Raw genomic sequence first — 21,888 nt, forward strand, 5'->3', positions numbered from 1 at the left:
ACGGGAGAGCATCTACGGCCGGGCGGCACGGTCGTAGCGACTGTGACGAAACTTCGGCATGGCCAAACACTACGAAGCGGCTACAAGCTCGGCAAAACTGTCGTAAGCGTCTATACTAGCGTATACTGTCCTTCGGCAGCCTTTTGTTTATTACCGCGTCGGTTTTGCCTCTCGAACAGAGTTCCGGCCGGATACGTACGACCGGTTGGTGAGCGTGGGGGACGGAAAACTGATCAGTTCGTTTGCATAGGGTAGAATTTGACTGACGAGAACTCTCAACAGCGGGTCGCGCTGATTACGGGCGTGACCGGGCAGGATGGCGCCTATCTCTCCGAATATCTACTGTCGCTCGGCTATGTCGTGCATGGCATCAAGCGGCGGTCATCTTCCTTCAACACCGCGCGCGTCGATCATCTCTATCAGGACCGGCATGCCGGCAATGTGCCGTTTCTGATGCACTACGGCGACATGACCGATTCGACCAACTTGATCCGCTTGGTCCAGCAGATTAGGCCGACCGAGATCTACAATCTGGCCGCGCAGAGCCATGTCGGCGTTAGCTTTGAAAGCCCAGAATATACCGCAAACGCTGACGCGATCGGTGTGCTGCGCCTGCTCGAGGCGATCCGGATTCTTGGTCTGGAAAAGGAGACGCGCTTCTACCAGGCGTCCACATCCGAGCTTTACGGCCTGGTTCAGGAAGTCCCCCAGAAGGAGAGCACTCCGTTTTATCCACGCTCGCCCTATGGTGTGGCAAAGCTTTACGGCTATTGGATCACGGTGAACTACCGCGAAGCCTATGGCATGTTCGCAAGTAACGGTATTCTGTTCAATCACGAAAGCCCAATTCGCGGCGAGACCTTTGTTACCCGCAAAATCACTCGCGCCGTTGCGCGCATTGAGGTCGGCCTTGAGGATACGCTTTATCTTGGCAACCTCGAAGCCAAGCGCGACTGGGGGCATGCACGCGACTACGTCGAAGGCATGCACATGATCCTGCAGGCGAAAACGCCCGATGATTTCGTGCTCGCAACCGGCGAGACGCGGTCGGTGCGGGAGATGGTCGAGCTCGCCTTTGCGGAGGTTGGTCATCGCATCGAATGGCGTGGCAGGGGCGTAGAGGAAACGGGAATCCATACCAAGAGCGGCAAGACTGTGGTCAGGATCGACCCAACCTATTTCCGGCCGACGGAGGTTGATCTTCTCATTGGAGACGCCAGCAAGGCGCGCGAACAGCTTGGCTGGAAGCCAAAGCGCAGCTTTGCGCAACTGGTGAAGGAGATGGTCGCGAGCGATCTTGCCGAGGCGAAACGGGAAGCGGAAAATGGCAAGCGCACCGTTTGAGCTGAAAGGGAAGACAGTCTATTTGGCCGGCCACCGCGGCATGGTCGGCAGCGCGCTCGCGCGTCGGCTTGCACAGGAGGAGGTGCGGCTCGTCACCGTGGAGCGAAACGAGATCGATCTGCGCGACCAGGCGAAGGTGTTCGGCTGGTTCGCCAAGACGCGGCCACAGGTGATATTTTTGGCTGCCGCCAAGGTTGGTGGCATCGTCGCCAACAACGCGCTGCGCGCCGACTTTCTGTACGACAACATCGCGATCGCCACGAACGTCATCCATGCCGCGCATCTGAATGGGGTGGAGAAGCTGATGTTCCTTGGCTCATCCTGCATCTATCCAAAACTGGCGCCGCAGCCCTTGCGCGAGGATTCGGTGCTGACCGGCCCGCTCGAGCCGACCAACGAGCCCTACGCGATCGCCAAGATCGCCGGCATCAAGATGGTGGAAGCCTACCGCCGTCAGTACGGAAGCGACTTCATCAGCGTGATGCCGAGCAACCTCTACGGTCCCGGCGACAACTACCATCCCGAATATAGCCATGTGGTCGCAGCTCTGATCCGCCGCTTTCATGAAGCCATGGTCTCTGGTGCAAAACGCGTCCTGGTGTGGGGCACCGGCACACCATGTCGCGAATTTCTCTATGTCGACGATATGGCGGATGCCTGCGTCCACCTCATGAAGACCTATTCGGGCGCGGAGCTGATCAATATAGGAACCGGCGAAGACATAACGATTGCAGAATTCGCCCGGCTTGTGGCGGAGATTGTTGGCTATCAAGGCGAGATCGCGTTCGATCCCTCTCGCCCCGACGGTACGCCGCGTAAGTTGCTCGACGTCAGCCGTCTCGCAGAGCTGGGCTGGCACGCGAAAACTTCCCTGAAGGACGGTATCCAGCAGGCTTACCACGCCTTTCTGACATTAGGCGAGGACTGAAGATGATTGCGCCTAAGGGCTCGTCTTCGGCGTTCGCTTCCGCAACTCTTTTTGGCATACCGCGATCCTCCGCTGCTGGTAAGCGTTCATGTCATGGCGATTCTGATCCAGACTGAGGTAACCTCTCGAATAACGATTTCTCGGAGCGCGACCCGACGAGATCTGAGCCGTCAACGCAGCCAATTTTGTGCCACGCACTTGGCCTGCGACTCTATGCGCAATCGCGATGAACGTGTGCATTGCGATAGTGACGTTACACCAGATCACTCAGACGATCGAGTGAGGCTTCCTGTCTCCGCGCACCGATCTCGCCTGCTTGGAAAGAGCCTCCCAACGCACTCGCTCGCTCTTGATCATCACGGTAGACTAGAGCTGAACGGACAAAGCCGGCGTCACCATTTCAAGCTGTGCCTTTGCTGGATGCGCGGGAACCTACGAGCCCAACAAATCGCCACACGACGGGCAAGATTCCCGAGCGGCCGCAGCACGACCTGCGCCGCATGCCTTCACCCTAGCCTTGTTAAGGGATAAGTCGCTGCGCAGCTTATATTTTAGAAACGCGTCATGTCCTAAGGATGACAACGATTAGAACGCGCAGCCGTTGTCAGCATGCTCGTCGGAGACTTGAAGCAAAAACTATCAAGTAAGGTCATTCTCTTGAACTGCTGTTCGCAGACAGCAGGCGGCTGAAGCATAGAAATTTCGCCAGAACTGCCGCACGGCAAACTCAAGATCAGTTTATCATATCGGAATTCACGCGTCTCGATAAGAGCAACATTATTCTATCGCAAGACGATCCAGTGGACGAAGCCAGTTGGGCGGATAAGTACATCGGCAGGAGGACAACGGCCGCCCCAATTACGTTTAGACACAAAGTTGACATCTGTTCGATATCCAACGTCAATGCACTCTGAGATCAATTGCACGTCTCAATTGTTTTTGATGCGAGTGTGTTGTGTGAGCTCTTTTTTTGGTGGCCCAACAAGGATACTTACGTTTCTGCCGGAGTGAACATCGACTGTGCGCATATCGGCCAACCTGAGCTGCCGGGTAAAACAAACATGCAAGTGAAAGAACAACTCGATAGAGCCGTCAATGACTTCATCTGGAATATCGTCGAGGTCCATTCCCAACTCGAGGAAATACACAAGAGTTGGGCCCAGCTACTAGGCATAACGCAGGCGCAGTGGCTGATCTTGATGGCCATCGTCGAACTCGATGAAGGCAACGGGGTCTCTGGAACAGCGGTTGCGAATAAGCTCCGAATTCATCCCGCCTTCGTTACCAACCAAACAAAGAGACTCGAAACAATGGAGCTCCTCTCTCGCGTGACCTCGCCCGAAGATGCGAGATACTTGCGGATATCACTGACCCAAAAGGCGCAGGCGGAAGTCAGGAAGCTGTCAATCAAAAGACAATCCCTCAACTCCACCATGCTTGAAGGACTCGACGAGGAGGCTCTTCACTACGTCAACAAACGGCTAGTGCTAATCGCCAAAAACAGCCGGTTGGCATCTCAAAAGCTCAGCATCGGGATTTTGTAAATCACGTCCTGTGCAAGCATTACAGCTCGATCGCTTGGCACCGCTTGGACTCCCGGAGACCCTTGCGCTGCCCCGCAATCTCATGACGGCACGAAGCGTCCCGCGAGCATGGCGTGGCAGCGCAATTGATTTGGCAAAAGGCTCAAGGGTTACTTACCTAAGCAACCTTCTACAAGCGGAACGAGCTTGTTCCGGCTATCGGCGGCCATGCGCTCGAGGCCACAGTCAAATTGCGGCAAGTTTGGTTGCAAGACAAATTCAGCGGCGAGCTCAATAGCGGCTGCTGGCCTGAGATTTGGAACAGAAATTGATGAGACGCCGTCTACGGCATGATCGCCAAAGCAGCGCCGCGAATCACAGAGGCTTCCGCTCGTGCAACTTAACAATTGCTCGAGGGCGAATTCAGCACAAGCTTATGCTCAAGCCACCCGAAGATGCGGTCGTCGGCCGTCAGAAAATTTTCGACCTCGTCTCCGTCCGTCGTGATCATCCTCGGTATGGCCAACTGCAGATCTGGGGTGTCATCGACTAGTAGTTTCATCGCTTCCGCAGCACTGACGATACCGCGCCCACCGGCCACCACGAGAACTGGCCATCTCGGTCGCCGGACCACTCGCAAGCGACGGGCTGAGACCACTTCTTCGTCGGGTGCATCTGCAGTTCGAGTAAGCCAGTCGACCGACGCCAACGTGCGAGCTAGGTTCCAGAGACCGCCATCACAGACAGCGGCAGCGACACGATCGTCAAATACGGCGAGGTCGGTTGCCAGGGGAGCGGACAGCCCGTCTCCGTAGACGCCAATGCGAGTAGCATCAACGTCAGACCGGGTTGATAAATAGTCCATACAGCAAGACATGAACATGTCCGATTGACTGCGTCGAGTGTCTGACAGGTCATCATGAGCGATCACCAGGACGGACATGCCTCTATCCATCACGACGGGCAAAATCCTTCCGAGCAGTATCGTTGCTGTTTCCTCTTCCGTGCTGATGCAAAGGATTGCTGGGGCGTTTGTATTCGGACCGCAAGCGGACAAGTAGTAGGCTGGGATTTCAAAGTGATCGCAGCAATTAATTTGTACTCGTTCGATCTTCTGTTTCAGCGTTCCCAGTTTTTGAATGACGGCTTTGATCCTGCCCGAAATGCTTGCGGTTCCCGAAGCGTCGTCATAAGCTAATCGCCTGGCAACTTCAAAGGCGATTAGGGCGCATAGCCAATCTTCTGCCGCCTCATCGCGGTGCCCCTTCTGTATATTCGTATCACCAAGAAGGCGGTGGGCGTCCCCAATATTAGCCCATCTTACAGCCCATTCACTTCGGCTTATGGTTGTGCAAGCGGCTTCGAGATTGTTGAGGAACGCGGCCGCACCCCACCGCGTCGATGAAAGATCGCCCCTCACCTGAGGCCAAGCAGCGCCGTCCATCCCATTTGCCCCTTGTGCGGATCATAATGGATAGCCGGTTCTCTAGCGCCAGCTTAGCTCCACGCGTCGCACAAGGTACCTTTGCAACGCATGAGAAACTTCGCTTTCTTATGCGTTGTTTCGCCGAAATTCTGCCTTCGCTCGCGAGAGCACGCATTTTTTCCTCCCACCGAGCATCGGCCTCCTGCCTCTCGAATCGATCCGAGGCTCGATAACCTTGAGCGGGCCTAGCAACTGCTTTTCACTAAAGTGCCAGACGCATGAAATTTGGCGCCATTACCGCGCGAGCGCCACTACGAAAGCGCAGCTAATGCGCGAGTTAGTTAAGATAATGGAGCGGCCGAAAGTCATATTGTTGATGCGTTCGAGAGTTCTCGGCGAGACCGCCCTTGGAAGGCTCTCGCTCCTGTTCGTTAGGGTGCCGACATTCGTACCAAAAGCAAGCGCCCAGCATGCTTCAACGTAGCGATGACGCACTCACACAATTCGTCTTGTCTATTCAGGGCACGCGAGGCTCGCTGCGCCAGACAAGGAAACGGCCTCAGCGGCTCCGAGGGGATATGCTAAGGCCGAACCTACTGTTTCGCGCGAACAAGACTATCCAAGTCCAAGATTTTCCGCGGAGATTTTGCCAGAACGTCCGGCTCTTATCTCGTAGCTGATCCTTGCACCCTCTGCCAGCTCGGTATAGCCGGCCTTTTCAACGGCCCGAACGTGCACGAAGACATCGGCGCCGCCATCGTCAGGCTTGATGAAGCCGTAGCCCTTAGTAGGGCTGAACCATTTCACAGTACCTATTGCCACGAAAGTAACTCCGAATTGAACGCGGGGATATAGCTAGAGTTCCTCCTAGTATCAAGGTCATCTGCATTGTGTGGTCGCCGGAGCCCACGCTGCGAATTCTAACGCCGCCGTATTTCGCGCGCGTTGCTCGGGATCATAGCGGCCGCAGAACTCAAAATGACGATCAATATCGACGAAGCCACTCGGGACGCAAGGTGCTACGGCTGTCTCCGTCGCCGACATTAAGACGCCCGAGTGGAAGGTGCTCACCTCTCCAAATCCCACCGGGCCTCATCGTACTCGTCGGAACGGAAATCGCATACGGAATTGTAATTTAGTCCGCAACAAAGACTGCGAGGCTATCGGACAGCATCGTAAGCAGCTACTTGCACCGGCGTCTGGGGGCCGAGCGCTTGGTCGTGCTCAATGAACGGATCTTGACCGGCTTTCACGCAACACTCGCAAGGAGCGCCGCCTGGCGGCAACTGCGCACGAGCATGATCTGACGGCGGCTAGAGCACCACTTCCTTTCAATTGAGCTTCACTCCAGAGAGGACGCCAACACGTCCCACGGTGTGATAAGGCGCTGGAGCGGCTGCGACTTTTGCCTGAGGCCGTCGCAAACGCTGCACCCGGATGTACTTTAGTAAAGCGCGGTTCCTTCTCAGGAGCTGTCACGCGCTGAAGCGCTTTCGATTTCGAACGAGTGTGACGATGGCGTACCGGCGCGTCCGTTTGACCACACGCACGATCTCCTCGAAAGCGCGGATAAATCGTTCGGTCGGGTCCTTCATCACGCCGACTTTGCGAGCGCCTGCGAGGGTAGCACCGAACTCTTCCACTCTACCAAGATTCATGGACTCCGATCACGAGATGCAACTTTCTTGGAAATGCTCCGCCAGCGACCTGATCGCCTCAGGCAGAGCCAAACCACTGACGGGTTCTTCCCAGAAAGGTCGCCGCCCGGGCCGTGCCGACGTACGGGTCCTTATCGAACAGGTCTGGAAATCGATCGGCCAGGCCATCGATAAAGAACACGGCCTCGAACTCTAGGCCATTGATGTGCTGCACGTCGAAGACTCGGATGTCCTTGTCCTGTCCGACGCTCTGCCCACGAACGCAAGCGACGGCGCTAAGGCTACGATCTGCGAGGGCCGCGTCGCGTTCTCTTGCAAGAGGCTCGACGCCTTCTTCCATGTAACCAGGACGGCCATTGATGGCATAGTTCCCGAAAGGCGCTCGATTTCACCGATTCGCGCGGCGAGCCACTCAGCCAATCGAACCCGATCCGATACTCCCCTCAGCAACCGGTTTTTTTTCCTTCATTGACGACATCTTCGGGAAGAGCCGTCCTTTCTGCACCGGGGTTGATAATCAGAGCCATCCTGTAGGCCAGCTCGTTCACTGCTGCGTATGGCGGTAACTGCTTCTTGAAAACTCAAACCGTTAGTCCGAAGTTTGGGGCCAGGCATTGTTATTCAAGGACATGCAGCGATGTGCTCCAAATCCCAACCCCAGCGATAGAGCTAGAGGGCTACCAGATCGGCGAGCTTGGCCGCGACGTCAACCATTGACTCTTCCGCAGTGTCGAGGCCGGTTCGCGAGGCGAGCATAGGGCTGACTTCCCGGAGTGCTTCATACGTCGTCTCATGCACAACGGGAACGAGACGCGCACCGGCCAGGAGTGCCGAAAGTTCTTTGTCGGCGATGCCTTCTTTTGGGAGGCGTTGCAGGAACGCAGGGGTCACTAATACGATCCCAATCCGCGAGTTCGCTAGGCCCTTGTCGATGGCGCGGAGTAATGGCACGCCGAGGCCAACGTCCTTTTCGCTGAACCATACCTTGACACCGCGTGCCTCAAGCAGGTCGTGCAATTGCTTAGCTGCCCCTTGCCGGTCGTCCCACGCATGGCAAAGAAAGACGTCCCGGAGATCAAGGGACGCCTGCTTTTCGACGGCCTCGCGGACCGGCGTGAGCTCCCGCACCTCGGTCGGCGTGTACATCACGGACGAACCGGGTCGCGACCATCGCGCTCTTACGCGGCTGCCAGACCCGCCGCCGTTACTTCGGCCGCCCCCGCTGCTCCCCGACGCGGAGTAGGACGGCGTGGCGTACGATGGCGAGTAAGAGGGGGTATAGGACGGGTGCGACCTGAAGCCGCCATAGCGGCCACCACATGCTGGGCAGTCCGCTGCTGCGCTCGCTGTGCGATGGCCCCTTACTGGTGCTGTGCATCTAGCCATGATGTCCTCTCACCGTCCGCCGCGAGTCGACAAGGCGTAGCCCATGCCCGGAGCGGTAGTCGGAGGAAGTGGTTCGCCCTGGGTAAGGTGCGCTCCTCTCCGGTCCGTCCGCCGCGGGCGGCCGACTCGCTCGTATTGTCCTGATCGTTGGGCTTCTTCACCCGGTTTAAATGTCTTGGCCATGCGCGTCTCCTAACGAGAGCCGGGATTGACCGCGGGCAACGACCAGAAGAACATCAGGTCGCCTTACCAGGCCTATCCCATGACGGCTCTCGACCACATGGGGTGGGTTTGAAGCCGTCAGGTCCGATCCGCCTGGCGGCTTCGACGTTCGGGTGCACATTTTGTGAGAAGCTCGCCCGTCCGCTGCTTCAGCCATGAGAGAGTTTTCTTACCGCCTCTGATCAAGTCAATTCAGCTCATGGCCATTCGGCCGCATTATGTGCATTCCGGGCAAGCGGTCCGCCTCGCCGGATCGCGCTAGTAGTTCGCTCCCGAGCCGCATCAGGTTGTATTGTAGCCAAAGCCATTGCTGCAGATCGCGCTTGCTATGCCGAAACAACGTCTCGGCACGCGGGCGATATGGAGTCCGTAGAAATGGCTGGCCATGTTCCGCTCCTTGCCGCTGCGGGACTGAGATCGGCCGTTCTTGCCGACCCCACATTACTGTGCCTAGCCCTGCATGGTAGCGGTTGATTGATGCTGATTAATGCAATGAATTGCGCATGGACGCCCAAATTCGGCGCCCGAGACGCTTTTTAGATGAATTTCACCAGCCGATTTCCGGCTTCTGCTGCTGGTGAAGCCAATTACTTTGTCATCGCGATGTAATAATCCATAAAGACGTGCCAACGAGCGGAGATTTGAACTATGTTTCTACCCAACTCTCACGCCGATCATCGCACTTTCCTCCATGCTTCAGACGCCGACATGCTGAGCGTCGAAGCCGCTCGCGAGGTCGAGCGGTTTCTCAGGCGTCGCGATGGACACAAGGAAACTCCACTGGTTTCTTTGGCGGGCCTTGCTCGTGACATCGGAGTTGGTTCGATCCATCTCAAGGATGAAGGTCATCGTCTCGGCCTTGGAAGTTTCAAAGCGCTAGGCGGTTCTTATGCTGTGATCCGCCTGGTGCTTGAGGAGGCAGCTCGCCAGCTCGGTCGCAATGTTGAGCCGTCCGAACTGCACGGACCTGACGTTCAGGCCGTCGCGCGAAGCATGACGGTCTGCTGTGCCACGGACGGCAACCACGGCAGATCAGTTGCTTACGGCGCCCAGCTAGTCAGGGCGAAGTGCGCCATTTTTGTTCATTCAGGCGTGAGCAACGAGCGCGTCGCCGCCATTGCTCGTTTTGGCGCGCAGATGATCCGCGTCGAGGGCAACTATGACGACTCGGTAGCTGAGGCAACCCGAGTAGCGGCGGAAAACAGATGGATTACGGTGTCTGACACGTCCTGGCCCGGTTACGAGCGCATCCCGGGGCTAGTGATGCAGGGATACACTGCTCTATTGAGTGAGGCTCTGCGCCAATTGCGTGAACCTCCGACTCATGTCTTCATTCAGGCTGGCGTAGGTGGGCTTGCCGGTGCGATTGCCGGACATTTTTCCGTCCTGTTCGGCGACGATCGGCCGTTCTTCACCGTTGTCGACCCCTCACCGGCGGCGTGCCTCCTCGAAAGCGCGCGGGCGGGGCATCCTGTCAAAGTGGATTCCGGGCAATCCACCGTGATGGCAATGCTCGAATGCTACGAACCGTCCCTCATCGCGTGGCGTATCCTTTCGCGCACAGCGGACGCTTTCATGACGGTCGACGATGAGGACGCAATCAGCGTCATGAAGCGGTTGGCAAATCCGAACGATGGCGATCCGGCTGTTGTTGCTGGCGAAAGCGGTGGTGTTGGCCTTGCAGCGTTACTGAAGGCTGCTTCCAATCCGATCCTGCGCGCCGAGATTGGTCTTGGATCGAATGCACGAGTTTTTCTGATCAACACCGAGGGTGCGACCGATCCTCGTCTTTACGAAGAGTTGGTTGGCACAGCGCCTGCGCAAGTGACTGCGAAACACGATAGAGCTGACGACAACAGGTCGATAGATGAGGCTCGCTCGTGAGCCTTTAACGAACTGAGATAACTGATGACCGATTCTAGACCGCGGCAACGATCGCCGCGTTGTCGGTCCATATTTTCTCAAGTTCTCCTCCCTTTGCACCCTGCGTATTCTACTTACGTTGTGTGCGCAGCGATGGATTCGAGAATAGAGGTCGAAGTTGTGTGCCAGCTTGGCTGGTAGCCATGGTTAGTCTTTCCTTCTCCGCGAGTTCAAGCAACGGCGTGCGTCAGCCCTTTCTTTCTGGAGGAGCTTGCGGTGAGCCGCCGAAATAAAGCGCCTTAAATGCCGTCGCGGTTGCGCAAGGCGATTGTTGCGCTGGAAGAGACACCATGGCCGCTCTCAAGGCCGACCGCATGAGCCGAAAAGCGTAGCGCGACCGTCGAATTCTGTTCAGCTAACGGGATCGAGAGGGTCTACTCTTTACGAGTTGGCGAGCCCCATCGCAAAGGGCTGGACATATGAGCGCAACACGATCCCTCCGGCCCACGTAACTCGCTACGTTCGCGCCTCGAGGCACGGACAGTTTGGTTGGGGGCGACCTCATCCAGAGGAAGCGTACTCGCTTCAGTCACAATCTCAGTCACTTGGCCGCCTCTCCTTCCACCTACTCAGCAGCCTCAGCGCGCACGGATTGGTTCGCCTCGAGTTCGCGGACCAGCGGGATCACATGCTTACCGAAATCTTCGACCTCTTCCTGGAAATGGAGGAAGCCGAGCAGGATCAGATCGGCACCAGCCTGTTTGAGCTCGATGATGCGTTCGGCGACCTGTTGTGGGGTCCCGATCAGGTTCGAGCGGAAGCCATCATTGTATTGAACGAGGTCCTGAAATGTGGATTTGGCCCAATTGCCCTCGCGCTCGGGGCTGGCATTGCCAGCATTCTGGACCTCATGATGGAAGCCGCGCACCGCATCCGGGATCGCTTTGACAATGATCTCTTGTAAAACCTCCTTCGCCTCGCTTTCCGTCTGTCGGACGATACCGAAAGCATTAATTCCAATCTTGGTACGCCAGCCTTTGCCGAAAGCCTTCTCTTTCGTCCTAATGTCATCGACCTGGGTCTTTAGGCCATCTGGCGTATTACCATTGGTGAGGTACCAGTCGGATACGCGAGCAGCCGTGTCACGAGCCGCCCGCGATGAGCCGCCCTGAAAGATCTCCGGCAGCGGATCGAGCGGCTTTGGCTTGAGCGAATAGTCGTTGAACCGATAGAAGTCGCCCTTCAACGTGAACTTTTCCTCGGTCCAAGTCCCGCGAAGCGCGTTGATGAATTCCTCCGAGCGGCGGTAACGCTCGTCATGATCCAGCCAAGGCTCGCCGATCGCGTGGAATTCGCCGCGAAACCACCCTGAGACGATGTTGACCGCAACGCGCGCATTGGTGAGTTGACTGATCGTCGCAATCTGCTTTGCGGCCAGCGCCGGGTTCCAAGGCCCAGGAAGAAGCGCAGCGATAACTTTGAGCCTCTCGGTTGCGGCAAGGAGCGCGTGGGAGAAGCTGACGGACTCGTGCTGATTGTCGGCGCCATAACCGGCGGTGAATCGGATCTGACTCAGAGCATAGTCGAAGCCGGCTTTCTCGGCGATCTGAGCAAGCTTGCGATTGTAATCGATGTCCCAGCTGGTTCGCTGCTCAATCGAAGAAATCACGAGGCCGCCCGATACGTTCGGCACCCAGTAAGCGAATCTGATCGGATTGTTGTTCACAGTCATCTTGTTTGTCCCTCAAGAATTAGGCTTGCGCGGAGAAAAGCGACAATCTGAGACAGGCAACGCCGAGCCGTCGCGCTCGGCGAGACGGGGCTCACGTGCTATTCACGTCCGTCGTTTAAGCTATTGGTTCGGGAGCACTACAATCCTCGGACATAATCCGAGCGCGCGCATTACAATGGCGTCAACACGAGGACGCCCAAACGCAGCGGCAAGCTGCGGACTTCGTCAAATCACTCGCTTGGTCGACAATGCTGTTGCGCATCAAGAGCGTCCCTGGCCGGCATCATTGCCTAACTATCCTCGCAAAGAACTTGCGCCAGCGCGAGTCGAAGACGAACTATTTTTCCGACCGCTGAGATAATCCAATTTTGTAATTCTCCATTCGACGCGACGTTTATTGCGAAGAGAAGCTCAGATTGGATGGAAGGCGACAAAATCTTGTCTCTATGCTCGCGATCAGCTTTTTTCGGAAGGAATAGCTCTCGTCTCTCACCAGACCGAGGTTCGTCTATCTCGTCGCCCTTAAGCTTCCTCAGATTGTGCCGACCTCAAGGCTCCGCATCGCCAGCACGACATCGATAAAGATCAGGCTGGCTAATTCTTGATCAAGCGCCACTTATGTCAAAAATGTCTGGACTCGAACATTCAAAGGTGGCCTCACCGAGGCGCGCAGTTGGCACGCGTTTTGAAGGAGAGACCTGATCCGGAATAGATCACTGGAGTCCAGGTGTTATCGAAGGTCATTGCGTTTCTGGGACCTCCGCGTGCGAGGCTCGCTAACTGCCCGGCGAATATCGGAACGCGATTCAGGCGCAGCTGTTCCTACCAAGCGTCGGCGCGCGATATCCTCTCATCGCAAACTCGAAAACGTCCGTGTCTCTCGCTACGAGCGATTGGGGCGGCCGACGCTCTATCGATACGAGAGGCCAGCCTACTTTCGGAAGTGCGTTCTCAAGTTGACGCTCCTAGACCCACGAAGCACCTAAACTCGCCAAGAAATTTCAGTTCAAGGGTTAGCCCGCTGACGAGCTTTTGTCCCGCCGGGTCGTTAGCGCAACCGTCTGAGAAAAGACAAGAGCTCGACACGGAGAACGAGATTCAGCCGACGAAACCTCCATTAGCACACCCTTCTGCGCCGTTCAGAGGCACGTGTCGTGCGTTCTAGCTTTGCAACTCTGGCGCCCAAATAGAGACCTGGAACAGAAGTCATGACAGCGGAGACTGACATCAAATCGGCGTCCTCGAAAATGCAGGCAACCACCGTCTGGACACTTGTGCTCGGCTTTGCCGCCGACCCATTGGCTCGATGGAGCTGGCCTGATTCAGACCAATATCTTACGATCATGCCTCAGTTCGTTAAGGCCTGTGGTGGACGAGCATTCGAGCATGGCACGGCATACGTGACGGGAGGGGTTCGAGCCGCGGCGCTCTGGCTGCCACCCGGCGTGGAGCAAGATGAGGAGGCACTCGACGCAATTATGGCTCGATCCCTGCGCCCGGAGATCACCGAAGCTATGGCACAGATACGGCTGGGAATGGCCGAACATCATCCACCCGAGCCACATTGGTATCTGCCGCTCATTGCCGCCGATCCGAACTGGGTCGGACACGGGCTTGGCAGATTGCTAATGGAACACGCTCTTAAACGATGTGATTCGGAGGGTACCACCGCCTATCTCGAAAGCTCAAATCCGGAGAACATTCCCTTTTACGAGCGCCACGGCTTCGAGGTCATTGGTGAGATACAGTATGGTGATTCGCCCTCGCTAACGCCAATGTTGCGGACAGCCCATTGAGTGGCATACGCACACATTTCCCGAATGAGGGCTGGCGGTAGCCTGAGCGTCCCGTCGAAGTCAGCTTCAATCGCCGTTTCCTTTGCTCGAAAAGGCTGCCCGTGGTGGATCCGTGCAGGTCAGCGAAGCGTTTGCTGAACCTCGGCGGCGACAGGCGCCTGTCGCGCCGTCAATCCTAGCGACTGGAGCTCGACGACTTCGGTTCCTCAAACGTCGCGTCAACGATTTGATAAACCGCCATCGGGCTGTTGGCGATCTCCCACACCGCCAAAATAATGTGATAGCCGGTGCGTTTTGGCAGGTCGCAGATATGAACGGTAGGCTCCTGGGGCATCAGTTTGGCATTCGGATCCCAAAACGGCTGGCCAGGATTCTGAATCGTGCAGAACGGCTTCACTTCGAACTGCGCGCGCGTAAGCGGAGAAGACGAATTCCAGTCGACCCGTGTAATGAAGTAGTTCCAACGTCGTGTCGGTCGAGCCGCAGCGTATTCCCACTTGAATTTCTGCTTCGCTCCTGAGTGTAGCCGAACTTTCTCCCAGCGCGTCGGTGTCTGCTCATCGAGCAAGGGCACATCGCCGCTCACGCTGCTGCCGGCGATGTGACCGTCCGTTGGTGGCGCCGCGTTCTGCACATCGGTCGCCGCAGTTTGGTCTAACATCTCTCCCCTCATCGCGGGAAAGAACTTGCCGCTTTCCATCGCGTTTGCCCTCCGCAAATCAACTGGGCAGTCTTTGTTACTATGTTCGACACACAGCACGACGCGTGAGGCCGGTTCGGTGAGACGTCCCTGTGCGTACGCCTCCGCAACAGCGAGCAGCGATACTGCGGCACTGAAGGGCGCACTGGGCCAGTGCCGGAATACATACCTCATAGTTCTCCTCACAATGTCCGATTTACTCTTGAAGAAAGGCCGCCAAATCGATGCAGACGCCCGTCACCGGGCAAGCGGACGCGGCGGGTTGTTAGGCAAAGGCGGTCGCCGCCCGTGCTGCTTCTTCCACGCGCCCGCCGCGATTTCGAGAGCGCCTGGCGAGCCGAACCCAGCTATCTGGCCTCCGAACATTGTCCGATGACCACACGGGTGCTGGTTAGTTAGGTTGTACGGCGGCAGCGGGCCGATGGTTCAAATAACCTCTCTTTTACATGGGAACGCTTAATCCGCTCTCCCTCACACCTCATCAGAGTTCAAGTCTCCTACGATGTCATAGCGCTTGGGTGTCATGACGCGCGCCAGCATGCATCTGGCTCAACAAGAAGGCAGCGGTATCGAACTCCGCCAAACCGACCGCCTTGCAGACGCGTGGATATGGAAGCCAATTGTTTGGAGACGACCGCGCCGTGCAGCGATGGAGACAGCATAGCTTCAATCGGCCGGACCACGTTTATAGTGCAGCATCTCTGGCATCGAGTTTGATCCGATTGAGCAAACTTCATTTGAATTCGTCAGACAGGCGTCCGCGATGTGCTTGTTTCTCTGCAATTGATGTGCCGTTCGAGAGAGCTGCTTTGCGCTTGCTCTAAGAGCGGCAACACGACATTTCATGCCGCGCCGAACGTATTTTTGTCGGGCTGGCGGCAATGTGTCGCCAAGCCAACATGGCGCAGGGAAACGCCGTAACGATTCACTCGCGGGGATGGCTCAGTTCCTGCAAGGCGGCAGTGATCATGTAGTGAGCGCCCTCTGAATGAACAGTTTTCGGTAGCTGCGGCAATAAATCCGGAAGTCCCACGCGATGCGCAAGCCGTCTATTGCTGCTGTTGTAGTGCTCATCTCATCCCACGCTATTGCAAATGACGATTTGATGATGGCGGCTAGACAGATTTTCAAGCCGATCCCCCTGCTGTCCCCGCGATTAAAGATAATCCTGCCACTGCCCAGAAAGTCGAGCTGGGCAAAATGCTGTTATATGCGTCAGGTCGATCCTCTCTACTGTCTAAATCGGGCGCGCGTGCTGCGTTTCAGCGACCGCAAGCTCATTACTTTGCTTCCTGGCTCATGGAGGTAGCAGCATTAGATCAAGATAAGGAATAGGCCGCATCCGCGATAGATTGCGAGCTGTACACGGAGGTCAGATGACTATGGTTATAAAGAATCTGCTTGCCCGAAAGCAGAAGCTCATCGAACAACTTGATTCTACCCAGGACGTTCGGCAGCGCGAAAAGATCGAGAAACAGCTTGAAAAGATAAGAACCGCCCTCGATTTTCTCGATCCGCCTAAGAAGGTGAGCGAGTGAACCGCAAGACCAAAGCCCAGCGGCCCCGTGATTTGGATTTCCAGCGAGGGCTTAGTTCTGATCGTGGCCGCGGCGCCTTGGCAGCCATCAATTCTCCCGATAGGCCATATGCTTGCCGACCCAGCTGACACGCGTGCAGCCAACGTCGGCTGCAGACGCCAGTACCAGGACTAACTTGCTGCGGCGACATCAAACTGAATGCAAGCGTTTGGCTGGGGCGGTTCTGCAGGGCAGTACACTCCACACACCGGACATTGCCCGTCCTGTTCAGCCAAGGCGAAGTCGTCGCGCTCATATACTCGGCGCGGCGCTTTGCTTGTTTGAAAAGCGCTATTGCGCGAGACGCTGTCCGCAGCTGCCCATATTGCTTCAGGATCGCCTTACGCTCCCTTGTCGACCCCTGGCCAATCCGGGAAGGGAGTGGAAGGCAAGGAGCGACGGGGCCGCTGCAAGTTGCTCGGCTCAACTCAATGGTCGGAGGGCGCCAATCATTCTGGCGCGATCGTCGCAAGTCCAGCTTCGATAACTAAGATTTCTTGGGTTACCTGCTCGGCAATTGGCCCTGGATCGATGCCGGTGACGCTTCTTAGTTGCCTCAGCAGCTCGCGCCGATGCGCAAGAAGGTCCTCTAGCGCCCCACGATCCCTCAGCCTGACATAGCCGTTGACGATCAACTCAACCGAAAGCGTCATCTCTCTCTCAAACAAGCAGTTGCTTTAAATGGCCCATTTATCACATCACGACAGTAGCATGCAGCACTGCAACACTGCACGCCGAAAACCATAATCGGTAACGCTAATGGGCAAAGCTCGTTGTCGCCCGCATCAACCGCGGCCATCCTGATGCAGCCGCCGAGGTGCCGATGTTTCGCGTAGCCGGCTCCTTCGCGGCAAGGGGCCGCCGCTTCGACGAGCGGCGGCCCCGCCGGGGCGAGCACCGTTCCAGAGCGGCGACCAGATGACAGGACGCGCGCCCCTCTATCATTCGCGACTTCTCTGTCGATGGTGTTGGCATACGGCTCAACGGAAGGAAGCACCTTCGTTCTACCTCGAAAATCAACCGCAGGTCGGCTTTTGTGGCCGTCCTAGGCATCACGCGAGGTCCAAACGATTCGACCTGCAATCACCAGGCCATAACGCGCGGACTCCCCACGCTCCCTCCGTGCCTAAACCGACGGAGGTCTTTCAGACCTAGACGGTTCTGCGGAACACGCCACTGTGTTGATCCACGAGATTGTGGCTACCCCGACCTGTATCCAGCACGAAGCCGCAGTCAGTAGGGCCGCTAACCCAACTGGAAAATCATCCTTCCTATCATGTCCAAGGAAGGCACGCGGAGTATGGAAAAGAAGGGGAAGGTCTTTTAAGCGACAGCGCCGATAGCAATCGTAGCCGCAATATTCTCTACGCGTGACAACATCTCGCAGGTAACCAGAACCTAACGACCGAGAACAGGCGGTACAGCTTTGCTCGCCGTGCGGGGTCCGGTGATTCACGAGAATGAACTTCATAGCATGGGCTCGTTAGTGTACTCCGTGCGGTCTTGAGAGTTTGGCGTTCAAGGTCCGAAGGCGCGCCAATTCTCGTTCCGGCCGCAATCACATGCGGCTTCGGCGATAGCGGTGGATATTTTCCGACTGTCTCGCAGACAAATGGCTATGCCCGGTAACGCAGTCGTGGAGCATCCGAAACGAAGAATGCAAACGCCTTCGAGGTCTATGTGATACACGGCACGTGTTAGGCCGCTCGCGACCAGTGAAGCCACTTTTGATCGGCCTCCCGACGCGCCCTGGACCGATCGACGCATTTCTTGGAGAGTAGCGGATCAGACCGAACCGGCCACCGCAGACCGCACAGCCGTTTGCCGAACCATACTCCGAATTCTGGAAGCCATTACGCATTCTCGCCTCCTGTAGGCGTATTAGTGGATACCTTTCCCCGTTATTTCTTCGGCGCAGCACTACGCGCGCAGCACGCGCGACTCTGGCACTTGCCAAGCTGCCGGGCCGTACGGAGGAGATCAGGTTCGACAGCGTTTGATGTGCACCGATTTGGCGAAGCAACCGCTCCCTTGGAGGGGCTCTACCGAGGTCTCTGACTATAAAGGCACTCCAATCGTGATTATTGCAATCCGGAGGGTAGTTGAGTCGAAATCCTGCGAACGGAAAATGATTCCTGACGGATTTTAACTTAAGATAGCCAATCGCAACCATTTTGCACTCCGCCACGGTTTCAGAATCCAGCGCTTTTACACCGAGGACCAGCAGCTTGCGGCGACCATCGCTGTTTCCGGGGCGACGTCGTACGGTTCCGCACGGCCATCATCCTTGCGGGATGCCCTATGGCTTGAATGTCATGGCCGGCCTCTTGCGCAAACGGTTTGGTCGAGTGGATTGCTGGCGACGCATAACATCCAGAGGTGTCGCGCCTCAGTCGACCAGAAACGAACGCTGCGCCGCCTTCACTCTCTCGACAATCTCCCGCTGCACCTCGGCGAGGCTCCGCAGGTCACGCGTGTCGGGGTGAGCCAGGAGCCAATAGCTGCGCGTGAAGCGGATCGCGGGCAGGACCCGGACCAGGTCCGGATCCTCTCGGGCGATGTACGTGCAGGAGACCGATTCCTGAACTGGCGCGGACGGCCTCGACCTGCCCGATCACGCTGCCGCCCTCGAAGCGGCGCCTCATGCGGTTTGCGAGGGAGGCCGAATAGTCGAGTGCGCGGCTGTGGGCCAAATCGTCGACATGCGTAACGAAAGGGTAGTCGGCGAGATCGGCCTTGTCCTCCATCGCCCCATGAGTATCGAAGTAGTAGCGGGCGGCGTAGATTCCGAGCGAACAGTCGGTCAGCTTGCGCACGAAGAGACGTCCCTGCTTTCGTCGGTCGAGCGTCACCACCATGTCGGCGCGCCGCGACAGCGAAAAGGTCCTGGGCGGCGCGACCAGTTGCACCACCAGGTCAGGATGGGCCAAGGCGAAGGCACCCAGCAGCGCGCACGACCAAGGGCGACAATCAGATTCTCGTCTCGAGCGCTTGGGTCAGGATCGTCACTGCGGGCCAGCTGACATCTAGCCTTTAAGGCGGATTGCGGGCGCCAAAGAAATTACCCCATATGAACACGGCAAGACGGGCCGAATCGGAATGCCCCATTGGCCCTTGGTTCGCTATATGTATGGACTTGTGACAGCCGCAGTCATAAGCGAGCAGAGCGGGTAGTGGTTCTACCGCCCAGTGTCGTCACACCTCGATAGTGTCATTCGAGTCTGATCGGGCCGTAATCCGTGCTCACTTCCGGCCGAAAGAATCACGTTATCGATAAGCCGCGTCGAACCGACGTAGGCCGCAGCGCACAGAGCCGCAGGTTGGCTCAGGGGACTACAGGCCGGCTGAAGCGTGTCGGCATCGACGAGCTCGAGGTACTGCAGACGGTCAACTTCATCCAAATGCCGCCTGGCGACTGCCATAAGCTTCTCGCATTCACGCTCGCCTACGCGAAATTCGGCCTCCGCAGCGAATAGACCGCGACTGATCGCAAGAGCTCGCAGCCGCTCTTCCTTATTGAGATATCGATTACGGCTGCTCATGGCGAGCCTGTCCGGCTCCCGAACGGTTGGCACGGTGACGATCTCGATCGGAAGATTGAGATCAATGGCCATCCGACGCACGACCGCGCATTGCTGGAAATCTTTCTGTCCGAAAAATGCGATATCCGGCAGAACCATATTGAACAGCTTGCAGACGACGGTTGCCACACCGCGAAAATGTTCAGGCCTGAAAGCCCCGCATAATGATCTTGCGAGTTCGCCGGGTTCGACGAAGGTCTCAAACTGAGCCGGATAGACCTCGTGTGCATCTGGGGCGAAGAGGATCGTAACTCCAGCGTCGCGACACAGCTGTTCATCACGCAAAAAGTTGCGCGGATAAGTGCTGAGGTCCTCGGTTGGCCCGAACTGAGTGGGGTTGACGAAGATACTTAGGACGGTGACGTCGCATCGCGCACGACTTGCCTTGACCAATGCCATGTGGCCGTCGTGCAGGTAGCCCATTGTCGGTACGAAGCCAACATGCTTGTCCCGAACTCTTCCAAGAGCGCTACGAAGCTCTGTGACCGTCGTAATCGTTTGCATGTTTGAGCTTTACGTCAGGTTGGATAGGAAGGTGCCCAGTTTGCGATCGCATCACTCAGCCCTTCGGGAAGACGATAGGATTCTTGTGGCGTCGGGAATGCACCGGTGCGGACATCTGCGGCCCAGCGCGACAGCCCCTCCTGAAGTAGCCGAAAACCTTCCACATAGGTGCGAACGAATTTTGGCCGATGACTTTCGGTCAAGCCGAGCACATCATGCAGCACAAGTACCTGGCCCGAGCAACTGGGGCCGGCCCCGATTCCAATCGTCGGTATCCTCAGGGACTCGGTCGCGCGGGCGGCGAGCTCTGCCGGGATACCCTCCAAGACGAGAGCAAAACATCCGGCCTCCTGCAGTCGGTGGGCGTCGTCGAGCAGACGCAACGCATCATCGGCATTCCGGCCCTGCACTTTGAATCCACCCATCATATTGACGCTCTGCGGCGTCAGGCCGAGGTGGCCCATTACTGGAATCTCGCAATCGACCAAGGTACGTACGATTTCGGCACGTTTTACCCCACCCTCTAGTTTCACGGCATCGGCTCCAACCTGCAGGAAGCCTCCGGCGTTCCGAATTGTCTCCTCGGGAGTGAGGTGAAAGCTTAGAAAGGGCATGTCGGCCACAAGCAATGAACGAGGTTTTGTGCGCGCTACCGCCTCGAGGTGATGGTTCATCATCGCCATGCTGACCGGCAGCGTATTGTCGAAACCGAGGCAGACATTGCCAACGCTATCCCCGACAAGAATAATGTCGACAATGGGGTCGGCGATGCGTGCCGCGACTGCATCGTAAGCGGTGGTCATCGCGACACGCCGCCCCTCGCCTTTCCACCGCTGCAATACTGGAATCGTGACGCGTTCAACAGGCGATTCCGAAATGTGGCTCATCTTAAGTCCGATCCGTCATCCGACCCCCATACCAGAGTCGTCGTTTCGCCAGGAAGACAGGAATTGTCGATATCAGCGTGAAACAACAAACGTGCGCCTCAAAAGTCAAGAACAGATGCGCCGGTGCATCCAATGATTGCGCGACCATAAAAAGAGATTCCGGGTCAGCCTGCAAATGGGGACCGGTTGCTTAACACATGCGCCTAGCAACAGAGGAGGCCCGCCCCTCACTCACCTTGCCAGAGACGAAGACGACGGCTTGTGCACAGGATCCTGACAGGGCCGGCGCTCGCATATTGACGAGGGACGCAAGACCGGGCGCGGGCAAAGGCTCCCCAGGTCCGAGCTCTAGGCCGGTGAAGCCAATGACGCAGCGAGGCTTATGATGAGGTTCGGCAGCCAGCACAGCTCCGTTGGTCTTTGCCTTTACGCGCTCAGCCGCTCGTCAGAATTGAACCGAGTTGGTCCGTATTCCGCAACAATCCGCTTGCTCGTCGTGACGGTGCCCCCCATTTCGTTCTCTGTTGCCAAGCGGGCTGCTTCGAGCCTAGCCTCGGCAACGGCCAAACTGTCAAATGTGCCGACCAAGGTCGTGCTTGGAAGTCGATAGCGCACGTTATTCGAGCCAAGGATCCACAGTTTCCAGCCCTGCGCCGCTGCTTGTTTCAAAAAGGTAGGGTGAGGATCGGGCTTGGTCTGCTTCAAATCATACGACGCTAGATAGGCAGGCATTCTGAGACCCCAAATGAGAGCAAATAATC

19 protein-coding genes are annotated in these 21,888 nt (G+C 57.0%); 6 read left to right on the forward strand and 13 right to left on the reverse strand.

Going from position 1 to position 21,888, the window contains the following annotated elements:
• Positions 1-258 precede the first annotated feature (258 nt).
• From gmd to SE91_RS26075, 3 genes are all read left to right on the forward strand, one after another.
• Entirely contained in the window at positions 259-1,344 is a 1,086-nt protein-coding gene (gene gmd, locus SE91_RS26065) for a GDP-mannose 4,6-dehydratase (protein WP_061849666.1), read from the forward strand.
• Positions 1,325-2,272 carry a GDP-L-fucose synthase gene (fcl, locus tag SE91_RS26070; RefSeq protein ID WP_061849667.1) on the forward strand — a complete coding sequence of 316 codons (948 nt, stop codon included), beginning with the start codon at positions 1,325-1,327 and terminating at the stop codon, positions 2,270-2,272. The genes gmd and fcl overlap by 20 nt, the downstream gene beginning before the upstream one ends.
• A 920-nt stretch (positions 2,273-3,192) precedes the next feature.
• Complete coding sequence (locus tag SE91_RS26075; RefSeq protein WP_245318532.1) at positions 3,193-3,816, forward strand: MarR family winged helix-turn-helix transcriptional regulator; 624 nt, start codon at positions 3,193-3,195, stop codon at positions 3,814-3,816.
• A 379-nt stretch (positions 3,817-4,195) separates the two neighbouring features.
• Here SE91_RS26075 and SE91_RS36525 read toward each other — a convergent pair whose 3' ends face one another.
• The 6 genes from SE91_RS36525 to SE91_RS38300 form a co-directional block, all read right to left on the reverse strand.
• Positions 4,196-5,239, reverse strand: a complete 1,044-nt coding sequence (locus SE91_RS36525; protein WP_156489790.1) for an alpha/beta hydrolase family protein — start codon at positions 5,237-5,239, stop codon at positions 4,196-4,198.
• A gap of 597 nt (positions 5,240-5,836) precedes the next feature.
• The gene (locus tag SE91_RS26085) at positions 5,837-6,043 is read right to left on the reverse strand and encodes a cold-shock protein (protein WP_061849669.1); all 207 of its coding nucleotides are present in this window, start codon (positions 6,041-6,043) and stop codon (positions 5,837-5,839) included.
• 653 nt (positions 6,044-6,696) lie between these two features.
• Entirely contained in the window at positions 6,697-6,879 is a 183-nt protein-coding gene (locus SE91_RS26090) for a hypothetical protein (RefSeq protein WP_061849670.1), read from the reverse strand.
• A 58-nt stretch (positions 6,880-6,937) separates the two neighbouring features.
• Positions 6,938-7,219: a hypothetical protein gene (locus SE91_RS26095; protein ID WP_061849671.1), complete on the reverse strand. Its 282-nt coding sequence runs from the start codon at positions 7,217-7,219 to the stop codon at positions 6,938-6,940.
• A gap of 329 nt (positions 7,220-7,548) precedes the next feature.
• Positions 7,549-8,025 carry a toll/interleukin-1 receptor domain-containing protein gene (locus SE91_RS26100; RefSeq protein WP_502687153.1) on the reverse strand — a complete coding sequence of 159 codons (477 nt, stop codon included), beginning with the start codon at positions 8,023-8,025 and terminating at the stop codon, positions 7,549-7,551.
• A gap of 249 nt (positions 8,026-8,274) precedes the next feature.
• Positions 8,275-8,448, reverse strand: coding sequence for a YjzC family protein (locus SE91_RS38300; protein WP_156489791.1), 174 nt, complete (start codon positions 8,446-8,448; stop codon positions 8,275-8,277).
• A gap of 687 nt (positions 8,449-9,135) precedes the next feature.
• Between SE91_RS38300 and SE91_RS26105 the strand changes: the two genes are divergently transcribed.
• Entirely contained in the window at positions 9,136-10,371 is a 1,236-nt protein-coding gene (locus SE91_RS26105) for a diaminopropionate ammonia-lyase (protein WP_061849673.1), read from the forward strand.
• 604 nt (positions 10,372-10,975) lie between these two features.
• On the opposite strand, the gene sfnG is transcribed toward SE91_RS26105, so the two are convergent.
• Positions 10,976-12,082 carry a dimethylsulfone monooxygenase SfnG gene (sfnG, locus tag SE91_RS26110; protein WP_061849674.1) on the reverse strand — a complete coding sequence of 369 codons (1,107 nt, stop codon included), beginning with the start codon at positions 12,080-12,082 and terminating at the stop codon, positions 10,976-10,978.
• A 1,208-nt stretch (positions 12,083-13,290) separates the two neighbouring features.
• Here sfnG and SE91_RS26115 point away from each other — a divergent pair.
• Positions 13,291-13,878 (forward strand): GNAT family N-acetyltransferase, encoded by a 588-nt coding sequence (locus tag SE91_RS26115; protein ID WP_197489514.1) that lies wholly within the window; start codon positions 13,291-13,293, stop codon positions 13,876-13,878.
• A gap of 175 nt (positions 13,879-14,053) precedes the next feature.
• Here SE91_RS26115 and SE91_RS26120 read toward each other — a convergent pair whose 3' ends face one another.
• Complete coding sequence (locus tag SE91_RS26120; protein ID WP_061849675.1) at positions 14,054-14,752, reverse strand: lytic polysaccharide monooxygenase; 699 nt, start codon at positions 14,750-14,752, stop codon at positions 14,054-14,056.
• A gap of 1,202 nt (positions 14,753-15,954) precedes the next feature.
• Here SE91_RS26120 and SE91_RS37260 point away from each other — a divergent pair.
• The gene (locus tag SE91_RS37260; protein ID WP_197489515.1) at positions 15,955-16,116 is read left to right on the forward strand and encodes a hypothetical protein; all 162 of its coding nucleotides are present in this window, start codon (positions 15,955-15,957) and stop codon (positions 16,114-16,116) included.
• 488 nt (positions 16,117-16,604) lie between these two features.
• Here the strand turns inward: SE91_RS37260 and SE91_RS26125 are convergent, their stop codons facing one another.
• From SE91_RS26125 to SE91_RS26145, 5 genes are all read right to left on the reverse strand, one after another.
• On the reverse strand, positions 16,605-16,808 hold the full coding sequence (locus SE91_RS26125) for a hypothetical protein (RefSeq protein WP_061849676.1): 204 nt from the start codon (positions 16,806-16,808) through the stop codon (positions 16,605-16,607).
• A 1,815-nt stretch (positions 16,809-18,623) separates the two neighbouring features.
• On the reverse strand, positions 18,624-19,085 hold the full coding sequence (locus SE91_RS26130; protein WP_061849677.1) for a LysR substrate-binding domain-containing protein: 462 nt from the start codon (positions 19,083-19,085) through the stop codon (positions 18,624-18,626).
• Positions 19,086-19,334: 249 nt separating this feature from the next.
• Positions 19,335-20,240, reverse strand: a complete 906-nt coding sequence (panC, locus tag SE91_RS26135) for a pantoate--beta-alanine ligase (protein WP_082813813.1) — start codon at positions 20,238-20,240, stop codon at positions 19,335-19,337.
• A 14-nt stretch (positions 20,241-20,254) separates the two neighbouring features.
• Positions 20,255-21,127, reverse strand: coding sequence for a 3-methyl-2-oxobutanoate hydroxymethyltransferase (gene panB, locus SE91_RS26140; protein ID WP_061849678.1), 873 nt, complete (start codon positions 21,125-21,127; stop codon positions 20,255-20,257).
• 426 nt (positions 21,128-21,553) lie between these two features.
• On the reverse strand, positions 21,554-21,859 hold the full coding sequence (locus tag SE91_RS26145) for a hypothetical protein (RefSeq protein ID WP_061849679.1): 306 nt from the start codon (positions 21,857-21,859) through the stop codon (positions 21,554-21,556).
• Positions 21,860-21,888: the final 29 nt, after the last annotated feature.

It is taken from the genome of Bradyrhizobium sp. DOA1, from assembly GCF_001593325.1.
GTDB lineage: Bacteria > Pseudomonadota > Alphaproteobacteria > Rhizobiales > Xanthobacteraceae > Bradyrhizobium.

Bases quoted from the DNA above. Each gene is read 5' to 3' on its own strand.
- fcl (WP_061849667.1), top strand. From the start codon at position 1,325: ATGGCAAGCGCACCGTTTGAGCTGAAAGGGAAGACAGTCTATTTGGCC.
- SE91_RS36525 (WP_156489790.1), bottom strand. From the start codon at position 5,239: ATGGACGGCGCTGCTTGGCCTCAGGTGAGGGGCGATCTTTCATCGACG.
- SE91_RS26090 (WP_061849670.1), bottom strand. From the start codon at position 6,879: ATGAATCTTGGTAGAGTGGAAGAGTTCGGTGCTACCCTCGCAGGCGCT.
- SE91_RS26095 (WP_061849671.1), bottom strand. From the start codon at position 7,219: ATGGAAGAAGGCGTCGAGCCTCTTGCAAGAGAACGCGACGCGGCCCTC.
- SE91_RS26100 (WP_502687153.1), bottom strand. From the start codon at position 8,025: ATGTACACGCCGACCGAGGTGCGGGAGCTCACGCCGGTCCGCGAGGCC.
- SE91_RS38300 (WP_156489791.1), bottom strand. From the start codon at position 8,448: ATGGCCAAGACATTTAAACCGGGTGAAGAAGCCCAACGATCAGGACAA.
- SE91_RS26105 (WP_061849673.1), top strand. From the start codon at position 9,136: ATGTTTCTACCCAACTCTCACGCCGATCATCGCACTTTCCTCCATGCT.
- sfnG (WP_061849674.1), bottom strand. From the start codon at position 12,082: ATGACTGTGAACAACAATCCGATCAGATTCGCTTACTGGGTGCCGAAC.
- SE91_RS26115 (WP_197489514.1), top strand. From the start codon at position 13,291: ATGACAGCGGAGACTGACATCAAATCGGCGTCCTCGAAAATGCAGGCA.
- SE91_RS26120 (WP_061849675.1), bottom strand. From the start codon at position 14,752: ATGAGGTATGTATTCCGGCACTGGCCCAGTGCGCCCTTCAGTGCCGCA.
- SE91_RS37260 (WP_197489515.1), top strand. From the start codon at position 15,955: ATGACTATGGTTATAAAGAATCTGCTTGCCCGAAAGCAGAAGCTCATC.
- SE91_RS26125 (WP_061849676.1), bottom strand. From the start codon at position 16,808: ATGACGCTTTCGGTTGAGTTGATCGTCAACGGCTATGTCAGGCTGAGG.
- panC (WP_082813813.1), bottom strand. From the start codon at position 20,240: ATGCAAACGATTACGACGGTCACAGAGCTTCGTAGCGCTCTTGGAAGA.
- panB (WP_061849678.1), bottom strand. From the start codon at position 21,127: ATGAGCCACATTTCGGAATCGCCTGTTGAACGCGTCACGATTCCAGTA.
- SE91_RS26145 (WP_061849679.1), bottom strand. From the start codon at position 21,859: ATGCCTGCCTATCTAGCGTCGTATGATTTGAAGCAGACCAAGCCCGAT.